The organism is Alcaligenes sp. Me129, assembly GCF_050487245.1.
Taxonomy (GTDB): Bacteria; Pseudomonadota; Gammaproteobacteria; order Burkholderiales; family Burkholderiaceae_B; genus Alcaligenes; species Alcaligenes phenolicus.
Genome location: NZ_JBKQGX010000002.1, coordinates 387,153 through 401,900, shown reverse-complemented (window position 1 = coordinate 401,900; position 14,748 = coordinate 387,153). Strand labels below are relative to the sequence as shown.

Genomic DNA, 14,748 nt, shown 5'->3' with positions numbered 1-14,748 from the left:
AGACGGGAATTATTATTTTTAAAGGAGTCCCGATTTATGGCCAAAGAAGAGCTACTTGAAATGCAAGGTTCCGTCACCGAAATCCTGCCTGACTCGCGCTTTCGTGTCACCCTGGACAACGGTCACGCCGTTATCGCCTACACCGGCGGTAAAATGCGCAAGCACCATATCCGTATTCTGGCTGGCGACAGCGTCACCCTGGAAATGTCGCCCTACGACCTGAGCAAAGGTCGCATTATCTTCCGCCACCTGCCCAAGCGTATTGGCGCGCCGACCTCTGCCCCTCGTCGCACTCCCCACCGCCGTTAAGACATATCGCCACACCCCTGTCACAATTAGATGCAAAGATAGGCGCGCCTGACAGGGGTGCGACAAGAGCCATCAGCGCTCGGGCGCACCCCACATCTTGTGGGAGTCGCCTTGAAAAAATTACTGACGCTCAAAACTGGCTTCATCGCCTATTTTGCAATTCTGAGCCTGTTTCTAATCCTGATGCTGATTGCCCTGCAACATTTGAGCAGCAGCATCGAACAGCGCAAGCATCTGGAAGCCCAGCGCCATCAAACGACGGCGCTTAGCAAAGACTTCAAACGCATCAGCGAATTGCTCAGCCGTCAGGCCATCGCGTTTGTCTCCAGCGAGCAGATCGAATTTCAGGAAAACTTCCGCCACCTCCTGGCGGTGTTTACCGGTGTCCAGCCGGATCAGGACGGCGTCGCCCTGGCGATGCTGGACCGCTTCAGGGATCTGGAGCTGGAGCCGGCTGAACAGGACCTGCTGCGCTCTGCTTATGAACAGACCCTGGCACTCAGCCAGGTTCAGTCCGAAGCCATTCAAACCGCCAGCGGCCAGTTTGAAGATGGCAACGGCGCTATCCGTATCGCCCTGCCCAATGCCTTGATGGCCAAAGTGCTGGTGTTCAGCCAGCAATACATTCAAGCCTCGGCCCAAATCACCAACACACTGGATCAGTTCGAGCACCAGTTCAGCGAGCGCCTGGACAGTTCCCTGGATCTGGCTGGTCGTAGCAGCGACCGTGCGTTCAGCCTGGCATTAGCGGCACTGGCCCTGTTCTTCATGGCCAGCACCATTGCGCTACGCCTCTTGTATCGCTCCATCAAGCAGCCGCTGGATCAAGGGGCTAATCTGGCCAAGGAACTGGCCCAGGGCAAGCTCAATGCGCAGCTCAGCGTGCGTCGCCATGATGAGTTCGGGACCTTGCTTACAGCACTCAATGGCATCGGCCAGGGCGTACAAACCGTAGTGCATCAGATCCGCGAACAAACCGGCCTGATACGCGACGGCTCGCATGCCATTGTGCTGGGTAGCCAGAACCTGAGCGAGCAAATTCTGGATCAATCCGCCGAACTGAATCAGACCGTCAAGGCCATGAATCAACTGGCTGACACCGTGCGCCAGAACGCGGAGCAGGCCCAAACCGCCGATCATCTGGCGCAAGACACCTCCAGCCAGGTGGCCCAGGGCAATCAAGCGGTACACAGCCTGCTCGATACCATCGACGCAATTGCCGACAGCTCGAACAAAATGAGCGAGATCACCAAACTGATCCGCAACATTGCCTTCCAGACCAATATCCTGGCCCTGAATGCCGCGGTGGAAGCCGCCCGCGCCGGAGTCCATGGTCATGGCTTTGCGGTTGTTGCTGCCGAAGTGCGCAACCTGGCTTTGCGCTCCACCGACGCCTTGCAACAGATTTCCACCCTGATTTCCAGCTCAGTCGAACAAACCGAGCAAAGCTCGGCTGCCGCCCGAGGTATGGCGCAAGTCATGGCCAACACACAACACAAGGTCAATGAAATGCGCAGCATTGTGGCCGATATTGCCCAAGCCTCTCAGGAGCAGGCGACGCATATCGACTACGTGAACCAGGTCATGACGCGCCTGGACCAGCAAGGCCAGTCCAACCGCCAACTGCTTGAACACAGCGCCCACACCGCTCAGGAGCAGCTGGAGCAAACCACTTTGCTGGCCCAGGTGGTGGCGCATTTCAGCCTGGATAGCGATCTTTCCCAGCCCGATGCTCCCGCCCTGCCCGCCGCCCCCACGCAGCCTTCTTACCGATCCGTGTCCGCCTATCGCACAGCCACGTGCACAATGTCCGGTTCCTGAGCGGCCAATACGTGCCATAGACCTCCGATAAGGGTAAAATCGGAAGTTTGCCGCGCGCCGCCTTGCTGGCTGGCGTGGGTGGCACATCAAATATAGGAAAGCCGCTGAATCATGGAATCGGAACGACTTAATCAACTGGAAGCCCGCCTTGCCGATTATTCGGAGCGGGAAAATGCCTTACGGAGGTATCTTTGACTACGATGACAAAGCTCATCGTTTGCACGTAGTCAATGCCGAACTCGAGGATCCCAACGTCTGGAACGATCCTCAGCACGCTCAGGATCTGGGCCGCGAAAAGAAAAGTCTGGAAAACGTGGTGCATGTGCTGGACGCCTTGCACACGGGTTTGAAAGATTCGCAGGACCTGTTTGAGCTTGCCGCGATGGACGATGACGATGCCACTATCGCCGCCATCGAAGAAGATTGTGCCGCCATGGCCAGCCGTATTGAAGAGCTGGAATTCCGCCGCATGTTCTCCAACCCTGCCGACCCGCTGAATTGCTTTATGGATATTCAGGCCGGTGCGGGTGGTACCGAAGCCCAGGACTGGGCCTCCATGCTGCTACGCATGTATGTGCGTTATGCCGAACACAAGGGCTTCAAGGCTGAGATCCTGGAACAGTCTGACGGCGACGTGGCGGGTATCAAATCGGCCTCCATCAAGATTGAAGGCGATTACGCCTACGGTTTTCTGCGCACTGAAACCGGCGTGCACCGTCTGGTTCGCAAAAGTCCCTTTGACTCCTCCAACGGCCGCCACACGTCTTTCACCAGCGTGTTCGTCTACCCGGAAATCGACGACTCCTTTGAAGTCGAAATCAACCCGGCCGACTTGCGTATCGACACTTACCGCGCCAGTGGTGCCGGTGGTCAGCACATTAACAAAACCGACTCGGCCGTTCGTATCACGCACGAACCCAGCGGCATTGTGGTGCAGTGTCAGAACGACCGCTCGCAGCACCGTAACCGTGCCGAAGCCATGCAGATGCTGAAATCCCGCCTGTACGAGCTGGAAATGCGCAACCGCATGGCCGAGCAGCAGAAACTGGAAGACTCCAAGAGCGATGTGGGTTGGGGTCACCAGATCCGTTCCTACGTGCTGGACCAAAGCCGCATCAAGGACTTGCGTACCAACTACGAAAGCTCCAATACCCAGAAGATTCTGGATGGCGACCTGGATGCCTTTATTCAAGCCAGCCTGAAACAAGGTATTTAATATGCACACTTCCACGCTGACTGTTCTAAGCGGTGCCTCTCGCGGTCTGGGCTTGTCCCTGGCACGTCAGGCACTGGCCGCTGGCCATCAGTTGATCACTTTGGCCCGCAGCGAACTGCAACTGGATGCGCCCCAAGGGGCTCATCAACATCTGCAAGTGGATCTGGCCAGCGCGGAAGGCGCACAACAGGCTGCCAAGGCTCTGCAAGCCTTGATCAGCCAGACACAGGCTCAACGCTACGTCCTCATTAATAATGCGGGCACGGTTGATCCCGTTGGGCAGGCCAGCCACCTGCTCGATGCCCAGGCCATTACACAGGCGCTGCAATTGAATGTCGCCAGTGTCATGAGCCTGACCGCCGCCTTCTTGCAAGGCGCCCCCAAGGATGCCCAACGCCAGGTGCTCAATATATCCTCTGGTGCTGGCCGCAAACCCGTCTCGGGCTGGGCCGTGTACGGCTGCAGCAAGGCAGCACTGGATTTTTATACGCAAACCCTGAAGCTGGAGAATCCCGAGCTGGCCGTTTGCTCTCTGGCCCCTGGCGTGGTCGATACCGATATGCAAGGCCATATCCGTAGCCAATCCCGCGACCAGTTCCCGAACCTGAGCCGCTTTATCGACCTGCATCAACAAGGTCAGCTAAGCAGCCCGGACGATACAGCCGAGCGCATTTTGCGCCACCTGAACAGCCCGGATTTTGGCCAGCACGTCCTGGATGACATCCGCCACTACGAATAAGTACTGACACAATGACTGAACCGCTAGACACTTCCGCACCCGTCGTAGACGAAAACCGCCTGATCGCCGAGCGTCGTTCCAAACTGGACCGCCTGCGCGAAAACGGCATCGCCTACCCCAACGATTTCCGCCCTGACGCGCACGCTGCCGAGCTGCACAGCCAGTACGGCGAGCAGGACAAGGATGCCCTGGCTGCAACCAATAAAGTCGTGAAAGTAGCTGGCCGCATGATGCTCAAGCGTGTCATGGGTAAAGCCAGTTTTGCCACACTGCAAGATGCTTCCGGCCGCATCCAGATCTACCTGGACAAAGCCGCACTGGGCGAAGAAAACTACGCGGAATTCAAGGGCTGGGATATCGGTGACATCCTGGCCGTGGAAGGCACAGTCTTCAAAACCAATAAGGGCGAGCTGTCCGTACATGCTTCCAGCGTGCGCCTGCTGGCCAAGTCCCTGCGCCCCCTGCCCGACAAATTCCACGGTCTGGCTGACCAGGAATTGAAGTACCGTCAGCGCTACGTAGACCTGATCATGGGTGAAGACACCCGTCAAACCTTCCTGGCCCGCAGCAAGGTCATGAGCAGCCTGCGCCAGCACATGGCCCAGGCCAACTTCCTGGAAGTGGAAACCCCCATGCTGCACCCCATTCCGGGTGGCGCATCGGCCAAACCCTTTGTGACCCACCACAATGCGCTGGACATGGAAATGTACCTGCGTATTGCTCCCGAGCTGTACCTGAAGCGTTTGATCGTGGGCGGTTTCGAGCGCGTGTTCGAGATCAACCGCAACTTCCGTAACGAAGGCGTCAGCCCTCGTCACAACCCCGAATTCACCATGATGGAGTTCTACGCAGCCTACACGGATTACCAGTGGCTGATGGACTTCACCGAAAACCTGATACGCGAAGCCGCGATCAGCGCCCGTGGTACCGCTACCCTGCAGTACCAGGAACGCGAACTGGATCTGAGCCTGCCTTTTGATCGCCTGACCATTACCGGCGCCATCATGAAGTACGCTCCTTCCTACCAGATCGAGCAACTGGAAGACATCCAGTTCTTGCGTACCGAACTGGCTCGCCTGAAAGTGGACGTGAACTCGCCGCCACTGCGTGATGCCGGCCTGGGTGCCTTGCAACTGGCTCTGTTTGAAGAAACTGCAGAATCCAAGCTGTGGCACCCTACCTTCATCGTGGACTACCCCGTGGAAGTGTCGCCACTGGCACGCGCTTCGGACACCCAGGAAGGCATTACCGAGCGCTTTGAGCTGTTCATTACTGGTCGCGAAATTGCCAATGGTTTCTCGGAGTTGAACGATCCTGAAGACCAAGCCGCACGTTTCCAGGCCCAGGTTCAGGCCAAGGACGCTGGCGACGAAGAGGCCATGTTCTATGACGCGGACTACATCCGTGCGCTGGAATACGGCATGCCCCCTACAGGCGGCTGCGGTATCGGTATCGACCGACTGGTCATGTTGCTGACCGATAGCCCTGCTATCCGTGACGTAATCCTGTTCCCGCACCTGCGTCGCGAGGACTAATCAGTCTCAAGACAGAAAAACGCGCGGTCAAGACCGCGCGTTTTTTTATGCATCCTCGACCCCGCATACACATACACATACACATACACAGATACGCAGATACGCAGATACGCAGATACGCAGCTATTCTTCCCGGTCCCTGAACAAACCCCCGCTCCAATCTCATCATTAGCCAGCCCTACACTTGTAAGGGCAGACTTCATTCGGGCTTGATGCCAGCAGTTGCCGCCACTTTACGAAACAGGGCAATATCACGTGCCACGATCTGATCCAGAGACTCAGCCGAATCAGGCGCGATCACAAAGCCCTGCTCCTCCAATGGCTCAGCAAATTCGCGTGAACGCAGTACAGCCGTGATATCGCGATTCAGCACGGCAACCACCTCATCGGGCGTGGCACGTGGCACAAAGACGCCCTGCCAGCTTTCGATCACGAAATCAGAAACACCCAACTCATGAAAAGTAGGAACATCCGGTAAAACCTTCGAGCGCTCCGGCGAGGTCACCGCCAGAGGGATGAGCTCACGCTTCTGAATGTTCTGGATTGTTCCAGAGATATCAATAAGTGCTCCGTCAACATGCCCGCCCAGTATGTCCAACATAGCGGGGGCCCCTCCCGCGTAGGGAATGTTATTGGTTTGCGTACCCAAACGCTGGTTAAGCATCTCGACGGCCAGATGATAAATACTGCCGTAACCAATCGGCAGCGCTGCAGATACTTCGCCAGGCTGACGTTTAAGAAGTGCCACGTAGTCATCAAAGTGCTTAACGCCCAGACCGGGACGCACCACCAGCACCTGCGAATTAACAATAGTGCGGGTCACACCACGGACCTCCGTCTCGCTATAGGGCAGCTTGCGACCGAGGGCAGCGTTGATCGCAAGCTGATCGCCGCTAGACAAGAGGGTATGCCCGTTTGGGGCTGCACGAACTACCCGGTTGACGCCAAGGCTGGTGTGAGCGCCGGGCACATTATCCACGATCACCGTTTGTTGCCACAATTTGGCAAGATTTTGCGCGAGCATCCGTGCGATACGGTCAGCGTTGCCACCCGGATTCACCGGAACAACAATACGCACAGGCCCGGAGGGAAACGTATCGGCCTGCTGCGCACGTGCCGGAGCCGTGGCAAACATAGCACCCAGAGAAGAAACAGGAACACCAAGCCGGGCGGCGATACCCGCGCCGGTCACTTTCAAGATCATGCGTCGATTCAAGCCTACCTCCAGTATCCACAGACTGCCCCATTGATCGGGCGACATTGTGTTTGCAGTGCTTGCCAATCACGAACTGTAGTCTAGAGAGCCCCCATGCGCGAATCAAGCAGCCCCCGTCCCGACCGCTGCTAAAGCAGCTATCAACGACTTTCGCGCAGTCTGACAACTTGCTCAGCAACACGTCATGCCGAAACAAAAAAGGACGCTCGAAAGCGTCCTCTTTTTATTGCGAATCCAGGTTCATAGCTTCACCGTGTTGCACCTGTGCTGCGAGTACGATTTGCAGGCAATTAATCCACCGGCAAACGCATCACCGCCTGTGCCCATTTATGAGCTACCTCAGGCGAAGAAAAACACGAAGCCTTGTCTGCCACCACGCGCACCGCACGCTCCAGCAGCTGGATGTCAGCCTCGTGCTGACGCGCAACGTGCGGGTCTTCAAAGAAGATGACGCGTTGACAACGATTTTCCAGCACCAGCTCGGCAATTTGCGCATCGCCACCCAAAGGACCACTCAGGTAAGACTGAATCCAGGGAGTGTCCTTGGGCCAGCCTTTAGACCAGGCCAGCTCATTCAACAAGCGGCTTGTCGTCCCGGTTCCCACGCGTTGACCAAAGCGAGACAGCAGATCAAAGTGCTTGTCGGCAAACTCAATCATCTTATCCTTGAGTGCATCGTGCGCAATCATGGCCAAGGTTTGATTAGGGAAGTCAAAAATACGTTTGCAGCTGGAATCGGGCCACAAACCGCGGCTGACACGCTCCACTTCAATCCATTCAATTGCACCCATCAAGGTAGAAATGAAAGGACGGCCATGCGTGATGCATTGGCGCTTGAGCGCCAGTGCTTCCGGAAAAATGGAGGAAGGGTCTACCGGGTCAATCAGGTAAATGGCGCCATCAAAAGGCGGTGTACCATCCGGGCTTTGCGTGACCCGGGCCACCAGCTTCATCAAACCGCCATCACGACCATAGGGATAGCGAACCAGGCCGCCATAGCCTTCCAGCAGGCCCGACCGCTCGATGGCATTACAGGTACGACCGACCGTGTAAAGCTCAACTTCCAATTCGCGAATACCGCTGGCTGAGCGCCGCAACCACTGAAACAAAGCCGCATCTGCCGAATCATGGTGCAATTGATTGGCCGCCAAACCGAAACGTAATGACATGAGTTCCTACACGGTAAACGATTCGCCACACCCGCAGGAGGCTTTCTCGTTTGGATTGATGAACTTGAAACCTTCATTGAGGCCATCACGGCCATAATCCAGACGCGTGCCGTCAATAAAGGGCAGGCTTTTGGGATCAACAAACAGTTTAACGCCGTGCTCTTCAAACAGTTGATCGCCTTCAACCGGCTCATCAACAAAATCCAGCTTGTAGGCCAGACCCGAGCAACCGGTCAGACGTACACCCAAACGTAGCCCCAAACCGCCCCCGCGTTTTTTCAAATGACGCTGGATATGTTCTGCGGCGGGCTGAGTAAGAGAAATAGACATAATCTTTTCCTTTCTATAAACCTGAAAGAATATTCAGCCTTCAGGCTTGGACAACTAAAACGCGCCTTTGTTCTGTACCGAGGCAATAGCGGCCTGAACCGCCTCCTGGGCCAACAAAGCACAATGCACTTTGACCGGCGGCAATTCCAGCGCTTGCTGCACATCTGTAGACGAGAACTGAGCTGCCTGCTCCAGACTGCGGCCTTGCAGCCACTGTGTCGCAAACGAGGCGGAAGCGATGGTACAGCCACAGCCATAAGCCTTGAAACAGCTATCCTGAATCTGGCCCTGCTCCGATACCTTGAGCTGGATGCGAATCAAGGCCCCGGTTTCGTGACTTCCCGCTTCCCCTGTACCTACGTCAGCATCACTGCTGTTCATGACACCCACATGACGCGGGTGCAGGAAATGCTCCATGACAGCGTCACTATATATCATTGCGCGAACTGCTCCGAAGCAGGCTCGCTCCACAAGGGAGAGATGGCCCGCAATTGTTCAACCACACGACGGATGGCCGCAATCGTGTCATCAATATCCTGCTCGGTCGTGAAACGGCCCAGACTCAAGCGCAGGGAACTGTGCGCCAACTGATCACTACGACCCAGAGCCGTCAATACGTAGGACGGTTCCAGGCTGGCCGAGGTACAGGCCGAGCCACTGGACACTGCCAAATCTGTCAGAGCCATCATCAGAGCTTCGCCCTCGATGTGATCCACGCTGATGTTCAGGTTGTGGGGCACGCGCTGATCCAAGGTGCCATTCAGGAACAGATCAGGGATAGACTGCAGGCCGGCCCATAGACGATCTCGCAGCGCGGTGATGCGCTGATTGTCTAGGTCCATTTCCTGCGCAGCCAGTTCAAAAGCACGCCCCATGCCCACGATCTGATGAGTGGCCAGCGTACCGGAGCGAAACCCGCGTTCGTGGCCGCCACCGTGAATCTGCGCTTTCAGGCGCACCGCCGGTTTACGACGGATATACAAGGCACCGATTCCCTTGGGACCATAAGTCTTGTGGGCAGACATGGACATCAAATCCACCGGCCATTCCTGCAGATTGATCGCCACCTTGCCGGTAGCCTGGGCGGCGTCCACATGGAACAGCACCTTGTGCTCCCGGCACATTGCCCCCAGGGCCTGCACATCTTGAATCACGCCAATTTCGTTATTCACCAACATGACCGAGGCCAGGATGGTGTCGGGACGAATGGCTTGTTCAAACGCCTGAGGATCAATCAGACCACTGGGCAGGACATCCAGAAAGGTGACTTCAAACCCTTCGTCCTGCAAGGCCAGACAGGTATCCAGCACGGCCTTGTGTTCCGTACGGACGGTAATAATATGGCGGCCCTTGGACTGATAAAACTGCGCGGCACCTTTTAACGCCAGATTGATGGCTTCGGTAGCACCGGAGGTCCAGACAATTTCACGCGGCTCTGCCCCTACCAAAGCGGCAACCTGACGGCGCGCCTGGTCCACGGCCTCTTCCGCATCCCACCCATAGGGATGGCTGCTGGAGGCCGGATTGCCAAATCGTTCCGTCAACCAGGGAATCATGCTGTCGGCCACACGCGGGTCTACCGGTGTAGTGGCGGCATAATCCATATAGATACGCTGAGCGCGACTCATACAAAACTCCGGGTCAGTAGCGGATCTTGCCCACTACAAAGTACATTCTTCTGGCTGGCCGGCTTCCTGAGCGGCCAACTTGAGCTGACGCAGACGCTGCTGATCAACCAAGTCCTGTAGCGAGACAGAATCCAGATAATCGACCATTTTACGACTAAGCGTCGCCCAAAGCTCGTGAGTCATGCACTCGCCTTTCTGCCCGTTTGTGCCCTGCTTGCAATTACCCTTGCCACCGCATTGGGTGGCATCAACGGGCTCATCGACCGCAAACACAATGTCAGCAACGGTGATGTGGCGAGCCAGACGCGCAAGCGTATAGCCACCACCCGGACCACGCACACTATCGACCAGTTCATGGCGGCGCAACTTGCCAAACAACTGTTCAAGATACGAGAGCGAGATACCCTGTCGCTGGCTGATGCCTGCGAGCGTCACCGGTCCACTTTGCTGGCGCAGCGCAAGATCGATCATCGCGGTTACGGCGAAACGCCCTTTTGTCGTCAAACGCATGATAGTTTCCTTGCCAAAGGCGAAAGCGGCCGGACTGCCAACGGCAAATCCGACCAATTTGGTCCAGTATAGCAAATACAGGGGAAACTACCGTGCTTGAGCGTGTGTTTTTACACTTATACTGAAGTGTTATGTAGCCACTCAGGCAGCACGGTAATTGGGGACGCGCTTGCGAACCAGTTCGAACACGCCCTGGCAGGCATCTTCGATATAGTCCATGACCTTATTAAAGCCATCCTGGCCGCCATAATCAGGATCGGGCACGGTAGCCGCTTCATAGTCAGTGGCAAAGCGCATCAGCAGCATGAGCTTGTGACGATAAATGGGAGGACACATTTGCTGCAAGGCAGCGTGGTTTTCCCAGTCCATGCTCAAGATAAGGTCGAAGTTGCGAAAGTCCTCGCGCTGGACCTGTCGGGCCTGATAGGTAGAGATGTCATAACCGCGTTTACGAGCGGCTATCTGTGCGCGTGTGTCAGGATGCTCGCCAACATGAAAGCCATGCGTGGCGGCTGAATCCACCAAAATAGCCTCCGACAAACTGGCCTGGTCGACCAGTTGGCGCAAGACACCTTCGGCGCTGGGGGAGCGGCAAATATTCCCTGTACAGACAAACAGAACCTTACTCATAATGCGTCAAAGTCTGCGGGAAAACCCCAAATAAGGCAAGATGAAACCGGGGTGAAAACAGACCCCGAAAATCGCCTTGAAAACAGCAAATCCGTATCGTTTGGGAGCTGCCAATAAGAACCGGTCGCAGCTGCTTGAAGTTTGGAATAAACCAAAGGCGCAGCAACCTTTGCTTAGCGGATACACCACTTTCTCGAGATGAGATAAATCAAGCAATACACCCGAGTGATGAAAGCCGGTAGCAGAACGGTGTTTTTTCTGAGCTTTCGTCCAGCTTTAGTTGCAAATACACAACAATCATCAAGCCATCAGCAGTTTGGCCTTCAGTCTTTGCAACTTGTCGCGCGCGGCTGCCGCTTGCTCGAACTCCAGGTTGCGGGCGTGGTCCATCATCTCTTTTTCCAGACGCTTGATCTCGCGTGCAGCGGCCTTCTCGTCGCGAATCAACTCGTCCGGCACATCCTCGCGCAAGCTGGCAGTTGGATCCGAGGCAACAACACCATCAATCAACTCACGGACGGCCTTGTTCACGCCGCGCGGCGTAATACCGTGCTCTTCGTTAAAGGCGATCTGCTTGGCACGACGGCGCTCGGTTTCTTCGATAGCGCGGTGCATGGAGTCCGTCATTCTGTCGGCATACAGAATGGCTTTACCGTTCAGGTTACGCGCTGCCCGACCTATGGTTTGAATCAGGCTGCGCTCCGAACGCAGGAAGCCTTCCTTGTCCGCATCAAGAATCGCCACCAGAGACACTTCGGGCAAATCCAGCCCCTCACGCAGCAGGTTGATCCCGACCAGCACATCGAAGACGCCCAGACGCAGATCCCGGATGATCTCGGCCCGTTCCACCGTATCAATGTCCGAGTGCAAGTAGCGCACGCGAATACCGTTCTCTGACAAGTATTCGGTCAGATCCTCTGACATGCGCTTGGTCAGCGTCGTCACCAATACACGGTCTTCCTGCGCAGTACGCAGCTTGATTTCACCCAGCAAGTCATCGACCTGCGTGGTAGCCGGGCGCACCTCGATTTCCGGGTCCACCAGTCCGGTAGGTCGCACCACCTGTTCAACCACATTGTCTGCATGCTCTTGCTCGTAGGCAGCGGGAGTAGCCGACACGAACACGGTTTGCGGCATACGGCGTTCGAACTCTTCCAGTTTCAAAGGCCGGTTATCCATGGCCGAAGGCAGGCGGAAACCGAACTGCACCAGGGTTTCTTTACGCGAGCGGTCACCGCGATACATGGCGCCCAACTGCCCGATAGTGACGTGGCTTTCATCGATAAACATCAGGGAGTTACGCGGCAGGTAGTCGATCAGTGTCGGCGGCGGATCGCCAGGCGCTGCTCCTGACAAGTGGCGAGAGTAGTTCTCGATGCCTTTGCAAAAGCCCAGCTCCTGCAGCATTTCCAGATCAAAACGGGTGCGCTGCTCCAGGCGTTGAGCTTCAACCAAATGCCCTTCCCGTGTCAGAAATTCCAGACGCTCGCGCAGTTCGAGCTTGATGGTTTCAATCGCCCTCAACACGGTTTCGCGTGGCGTCACATAATGCGAGCTAGGGAACACGGTAAAGCGGTTCAGCTTCTGCACGACCTTGCCTGTCAGCGGATCGAACAACTCCAGCTCTTCAATCTCGTCATCAAACAGGCTGACTCGCAAGGCCAGCTCCGCGTTTTCTGCCGGGAAGATATCGACCACTTCACCACGAGCGCGGAACACACCCCGCTGGAAATCCAGGTCGTTGCGCTCGTACTGCATGGCGACCAGACGCGCCAGCAGCTCCTGCCGGGCAATACGGTCGCCCTTGCGCAAGGTCAGCACCATCGCATGATAGTCGCCGGGATTACCGATACCGTAAATGCAGGACACAGTGCCCACAATAATGGTGTCTGGCCGCTCCAGCAGGCTTTTGGTGGCCGACAAACGCATCTGCTCGATGTGTTCATTGATGGACGAGTCCTTTTCAATAAACAGATCGCGCGATGGCACATAGGCCTCGGGCTGGTAGTAATCGTAGTAAGACACGAAGTACTCCACAGCGTTGCGTGGAAAGAACTCGCGCATCTCGGCGTACAACTGCGCCGCCAGGGTTTTATTGGGCGCCAGAACAATGGCCGGACGCCCGGTGCGAGCAATAATGTTCGCCATCGTATAGGTCTTGCCCGAGCCCGTTACCCCCAAAAGGGTCTGGTACATCAAGCCATCATCAATCCCCTCAACCAACTGCTCAATCGCCGCAGGCTGGTCGCCAGCAGGCAAATAAGGTTGGAAAAGTTTGAAGGAACTCCCCGGAAATTCTTGAAAGGCAGGCTCAAATTTCATGCTAGACACACTTTAGGGTAAGCCCGTATTATCACATTAATGCTTTGTTTTTCTACCTTTCTGCACTAACGCCCCCATATCATCATGACATCGCTCTTCGAAACCGTCGAACTGGCTCCACGCGACCCTATTTTGGGTTTGAACGAACAATACAATGCCGACGAACGCAGCGGCAAAGTTAATCTGGGGGTCGGTGTTTACTACGACGATCAAGGGCGTATCCCGATTTTGCAGGCTGTTCAAAAGGCTGAGGAAGCCATGATGAGCAAAGCCGCCGCGCGCAGCTACCTGCCTATTGAAGGGATCAATACCTACAATCTGGGTGCTCAAACCCTGTTGCTGGGTGCCGACTCCCCCATCATTGCCGAAGGCCGCGCCTTGACCGTGCAATCCCTGGGCGGTACCGGTGCGCTGAAAATCGGTGCTGACTTCCTGCAGCAACTGCTGCCCCAGTCCGAGGTTTACATCAGCGATCCAAGCTGGGAAAACCACCGCGCCCTGTTCGAGCGCGCCGGCTTCAAGGTCAACACCTACGCTTACTACGATGCCGCTACGCATGGCCTGAACTTTGACGGCATGATCGCCTCGCTGCGCGCCATGCCGGCCCAGTCCATCGTGGTCCTGCACGCTTGCTGCCACAACCCGACCGGCGTGGACCCCAGCATGGAACAATGGGCCCAGATCGCCGAGCTGATCAAAGAACGTCAACTGGTTCCTTTCCTGGACATCGCTTACCAAGGCTTTGGCGCCGGTCTGGAAGAAGACGCCAGCGTAGTGCGTCTGTTTGCCAAGCTAGGCCTGTCCATGTTCATCAGCTCCTCGTTCTCCAAGTCCTTCTCGCTGTACGGCGAGCGCGTTGGCGCCCTGACCCTGGTTACTTCCAGCAAGGACGAAACTTCCCGCGTACTGAGCCAGGTCAAGCGTGTGATTCGCACCAACTACTCCAACCCACCCACACACGGTGGCAAGGTTGTGGCCACAGTACTGAACTCGCCTGAACTGTTCCACACTTGGGCGACTGAACTGGCCGGCATGCGTGATCGCATCCGCGAAATGCGCGCCCAACTGGTTGCCAAGCTGAAAGAGCACGGCGCTACCCAAAACTTTGACTTCGTGCTGCAACAGCGCGGCATGTTCTCCTACTCCGGCCTGACTGCCGAGCAAGTCGAACGCCTGCGCCAGGAACACGGCATTTACGCTGTCAGCAGCGGCCGTATTTGCGTTGCTGCATTGAACAGCCAGAATATTGACGTCGTGGCCAAGGCCATCGCTCAAGTCCTGAAGTAAGCTGTCCCTCAGTACAGCCCCAACGCCCTTCTTCGG

At 56.3% G+C, this 14,748-nt stretch carries 14 protein-coding genes; 6 read left to right on the top strand and 8 right to left on the bottom strand.

Going from position 1 to position 14,748, the window contains the following annotated elements:
• Positions 1-36 precede the first annotated feature (36 nt).
• From infA to lysS, 5 genes are all read left to right on the top strand, one after another.
• Positions 37-309: a translation initiation factor IF-1 gene (gene infA / locus ACLPGZ_RS03905; RefSeq protein WP_009458008.1), complete on the top strand. Its 273-nt coding sequence runs from the start codon at positions 37-39 to the stop codon at positions 307-309.
• 111 nt (positions 310-420) lie between these two features.
• Complete coding sequence (locus ACLPGZ_RS03900; protein WP_239055489.1) at positions 421-2,130, top strand: methyl-accepting chemotaxis protein; 1,710 nt, start codon at positions 421-423, stop codon at positions 2,128-2,130.
• A 111-nt stretch (positions 2,131-2,241) separates the two neighbouring features.
• Positions 2,242-3,346, top strand: a protein-coding gene (gene prfB / locus ACLPGZ_RS03895; protein ID WP_115635138.1) for a peptide chain release factor 2 whose coding sequence is annotated in 2 segments (ribosomal slippage) — positions 2,242-2,322 and positions 2,324-3,346 — 1,104 coding nt in all. Because the reading frame shifts where the segments join, the coding sequence is not laid out codon by codon here.
• Between the two features lies 1 nt (position 3,347).
• The gene (locus ACLPGZ_RS03890; RefSeq protein ID WP_026482834.1) at positions 3,348-4,085 is read left to right on the top strand and encodes an SDR family NAD(P)-dependent oxidoreductase; all 738 of its coding nucleotides are present in this window, start codon (positions 3,348-3,350) and stop codon (positions 4,083-4,085) included.
• Between the two features lie 11 nt (positions 4,086-4,096).
• On the top strand, positions 4,097-5,620 hold the full coding sequence (gene lysS, locus ACLPGZ_RS03885; RefSeq protein ID WP_035268111.1) for a lysine--tRNA ligase: 1,524 nt from the start codon (positions 4,097-4,099) through the stop codon (positions 5,618-5,620).
• Between the two features lie 199 nt (positions 5,621-5,819).
• Here lysS and ACLPGZ_RS03880 read toward each other — a convergent pair whose 3' ends face one another.
• The 8 genes from ACLPGZ_RS03880 to uvrB all read right to left on the bottom strand — a co-directional run bounded on the left by ACLPGZ_RS03880 (position 5,820) and on the right by uvrB (position 13,425).
• A complete protein-coding gene (locus tag ACLPGZ_RS03880) occupies positions 5,820-6,836 on the bottom strand; it encodes a Bug family tripartite tricarboxylate transporter substrate binding protein (protein ID WP_239055488.1) in 1,017 nt (338 codons plus the stop codon).
• Positions 6,837-7,126: 290 nt separating this feature from the next.
• Positions 7,127-8,005 carry a methylglyoxal synthase gene (locus tag ACLPGZ_RS03875; RefSeq protein ID WP_026482837.1) on the bottom strand — a complete coding sequence of 293 codons (879 nt, stop codon included), beginning with the start codon at positions 8,003-8,005 and terminating at the stop codon, positions 7,127-7,129.
• Positions 8,006-8,011: 6 nt separating this feature from the next.
• Positions 8,012-8,335 carry a HesB/IscA family protein gene (locus ACLPGZ_RS03870; RefSeq protein ID WP_003801383.1) on the bottom strand — a complete coding sequence of 108 codons (324 nt, stop codon included), beginning with the start codon at positions 8,333-8,335 and terminating at the stop codon, positions 8,012-8,014.
• A gap of 54 nt (positions 8,336-8,389) precedes the next feature.
• Entirely contained in the window at positions 8,390-8,773 is a 384-nt protein-coding gene (locus ACLPGZ_RS03865; protein WP_035268113.1) for an iron-sulfur cluster scaffold-like protein, read from the bottom strand.
• Positions 8,770-9,963 carry an IscS subfamily cysteine desulfurase gene (locus ACLPGZ_RS03860; protein ID WP_035268115.1) on the bottom strand — a complete coding sequence of 398 codons (1,194 nt, stop codon included), beginning with the start codon at positions 9,961-9,963 and terminating at the stop codon, positions 8,770-8,772. Before ACLPGZ_RS03860 ends, ACLPGZ_RS03865 begins: the two co-directional genes overlap by 4 nt.
• 33 nt (positions 9,964-9,996) lie before the next feature.
• A complete protein-coding gene (gene iscR, locus ACLPGZ_RS03855; protein WP_021446710.1) occupies positions 9,997-10,473 on the bottom strand; it encodes a Fe-S cluster assembly transcriptional regulator IscR in 477 nt (158 codons plus the stop codon).
• A 141-nt stretch (positions 10,474-10,614) separates the two neighbouring features.
• Positions 10,615-11,106 (bottom strand): low molecular weight protein-tyrosine-phosphatase, encoded by a 492-nt coding sequence (locus ACLPGZ_RS03850; RefSeq protein ID WP_429640988.1) that lies wholly within the window; start codon positions 11,104-11,106, stop codon positions 10,615-10,617.
• A 297-nt stretch (positions 11,107-11,403) separates the two neighbouring features.
• Complete coding sequence (gene uvrB / locus ACLPGZ_RS03845; protein WP_060185976.1) at positions 11,404-13,425, bottom strand: excinuclease ABC subunit UvrB; 2,022 nt, start codon at positions 13,423-13,425, stop codon at positions 11,404-11,406.
• An 84-nt stretch (positions 13,426-13,509) separates the two neighbouring features.
• Here uvrB and ACLPGZ_RS03840 point away from each other — a divergent pair, with 84 nt between their 5' ends.
• Positions 13,510-14,712, top strand: coding sequence for an amino acid aminotransferase (locus tag ACLPGZ_RS03840; RefSeq protein WP_239055487.1), 1,203 nt, complete (start codon positions 13,510-13,512; stop codon positions 14,710-14,712).
• Positions 14,713-14,748 lie beyond the last annotated feature (36 nt).

Bases quoted from the DNA above. Each gene is read 5' to 3' on its own strand.
- infA (WP_009458008.1), top strand. From the start codon at position 37: ATGGCCAAAGAAGAGCTACTTGAAATGCAAGGTTCCGTCACCGAAATC.
- ACLPGZ_RS03890 (WP_026482834.1), top strand. From the start codon at position 3,348: ATGCACACTTCCACGCTGACTGTTCTAAGCGGTGCCTCTCGCGGTCTG.
- lysS (WP_035268111.1), top strand. From the start codon at position 4,097: ATGACTGAACCGCTAGACACTTCCGCACCCGTCGTAGACGAAAACCGC.
- ACLPGZ_RS03875 (WP_026482837.1), bottom strand. From the start codon at position 8,005: ATGTCATTACGTTTCGGTTTGGCGGCCAATCAATTGCACCATGATTCG.
- ACLPGZ_RS03870 (WP_003801383.1), bottom strand. From the start codon at position 8,335: ATGTCTATTTCTCTTACTCAGCCCGCCGCAGAACATATCCAGCGTCAT.
- ACLPGZ_RS03865 (WP_035268113.1), bottom strand. From the start codon at position 8,773: ATGATATATAGTGACGCTGTCATGGAGCATTTCCTGCACCCGCGTCAT.
- ACLPGZ_RS03860 (WP_035268115.1), bottom strand. From the start codon at position 9,963: ATGAGTCGCGCTCAGCGTATCTATATGGATTATGCCGCCACTACACCG.
- iscR (WP_021446710.1), bottom strand. From the start codon at position 10,473: ATGCGTTTGACGACAAAAGGGCGTTTCGCCGTAACCGCGATGATCGAT.
- uvrB (WP_060185976.1), bottom strand. From the start codon at position 13,425: ATGAAATTTGAGCCTGCCTTTCAAGAATTTCCGGGGAGTTCCTTCAAA.
- ACLPGZ_RS03840 (WP_239055487.1), top strand. From the start codon at position 13,510: ATGACATCGCTCTTCGAAACCGTCGAACTGGCTCCACGCGACCCTATT.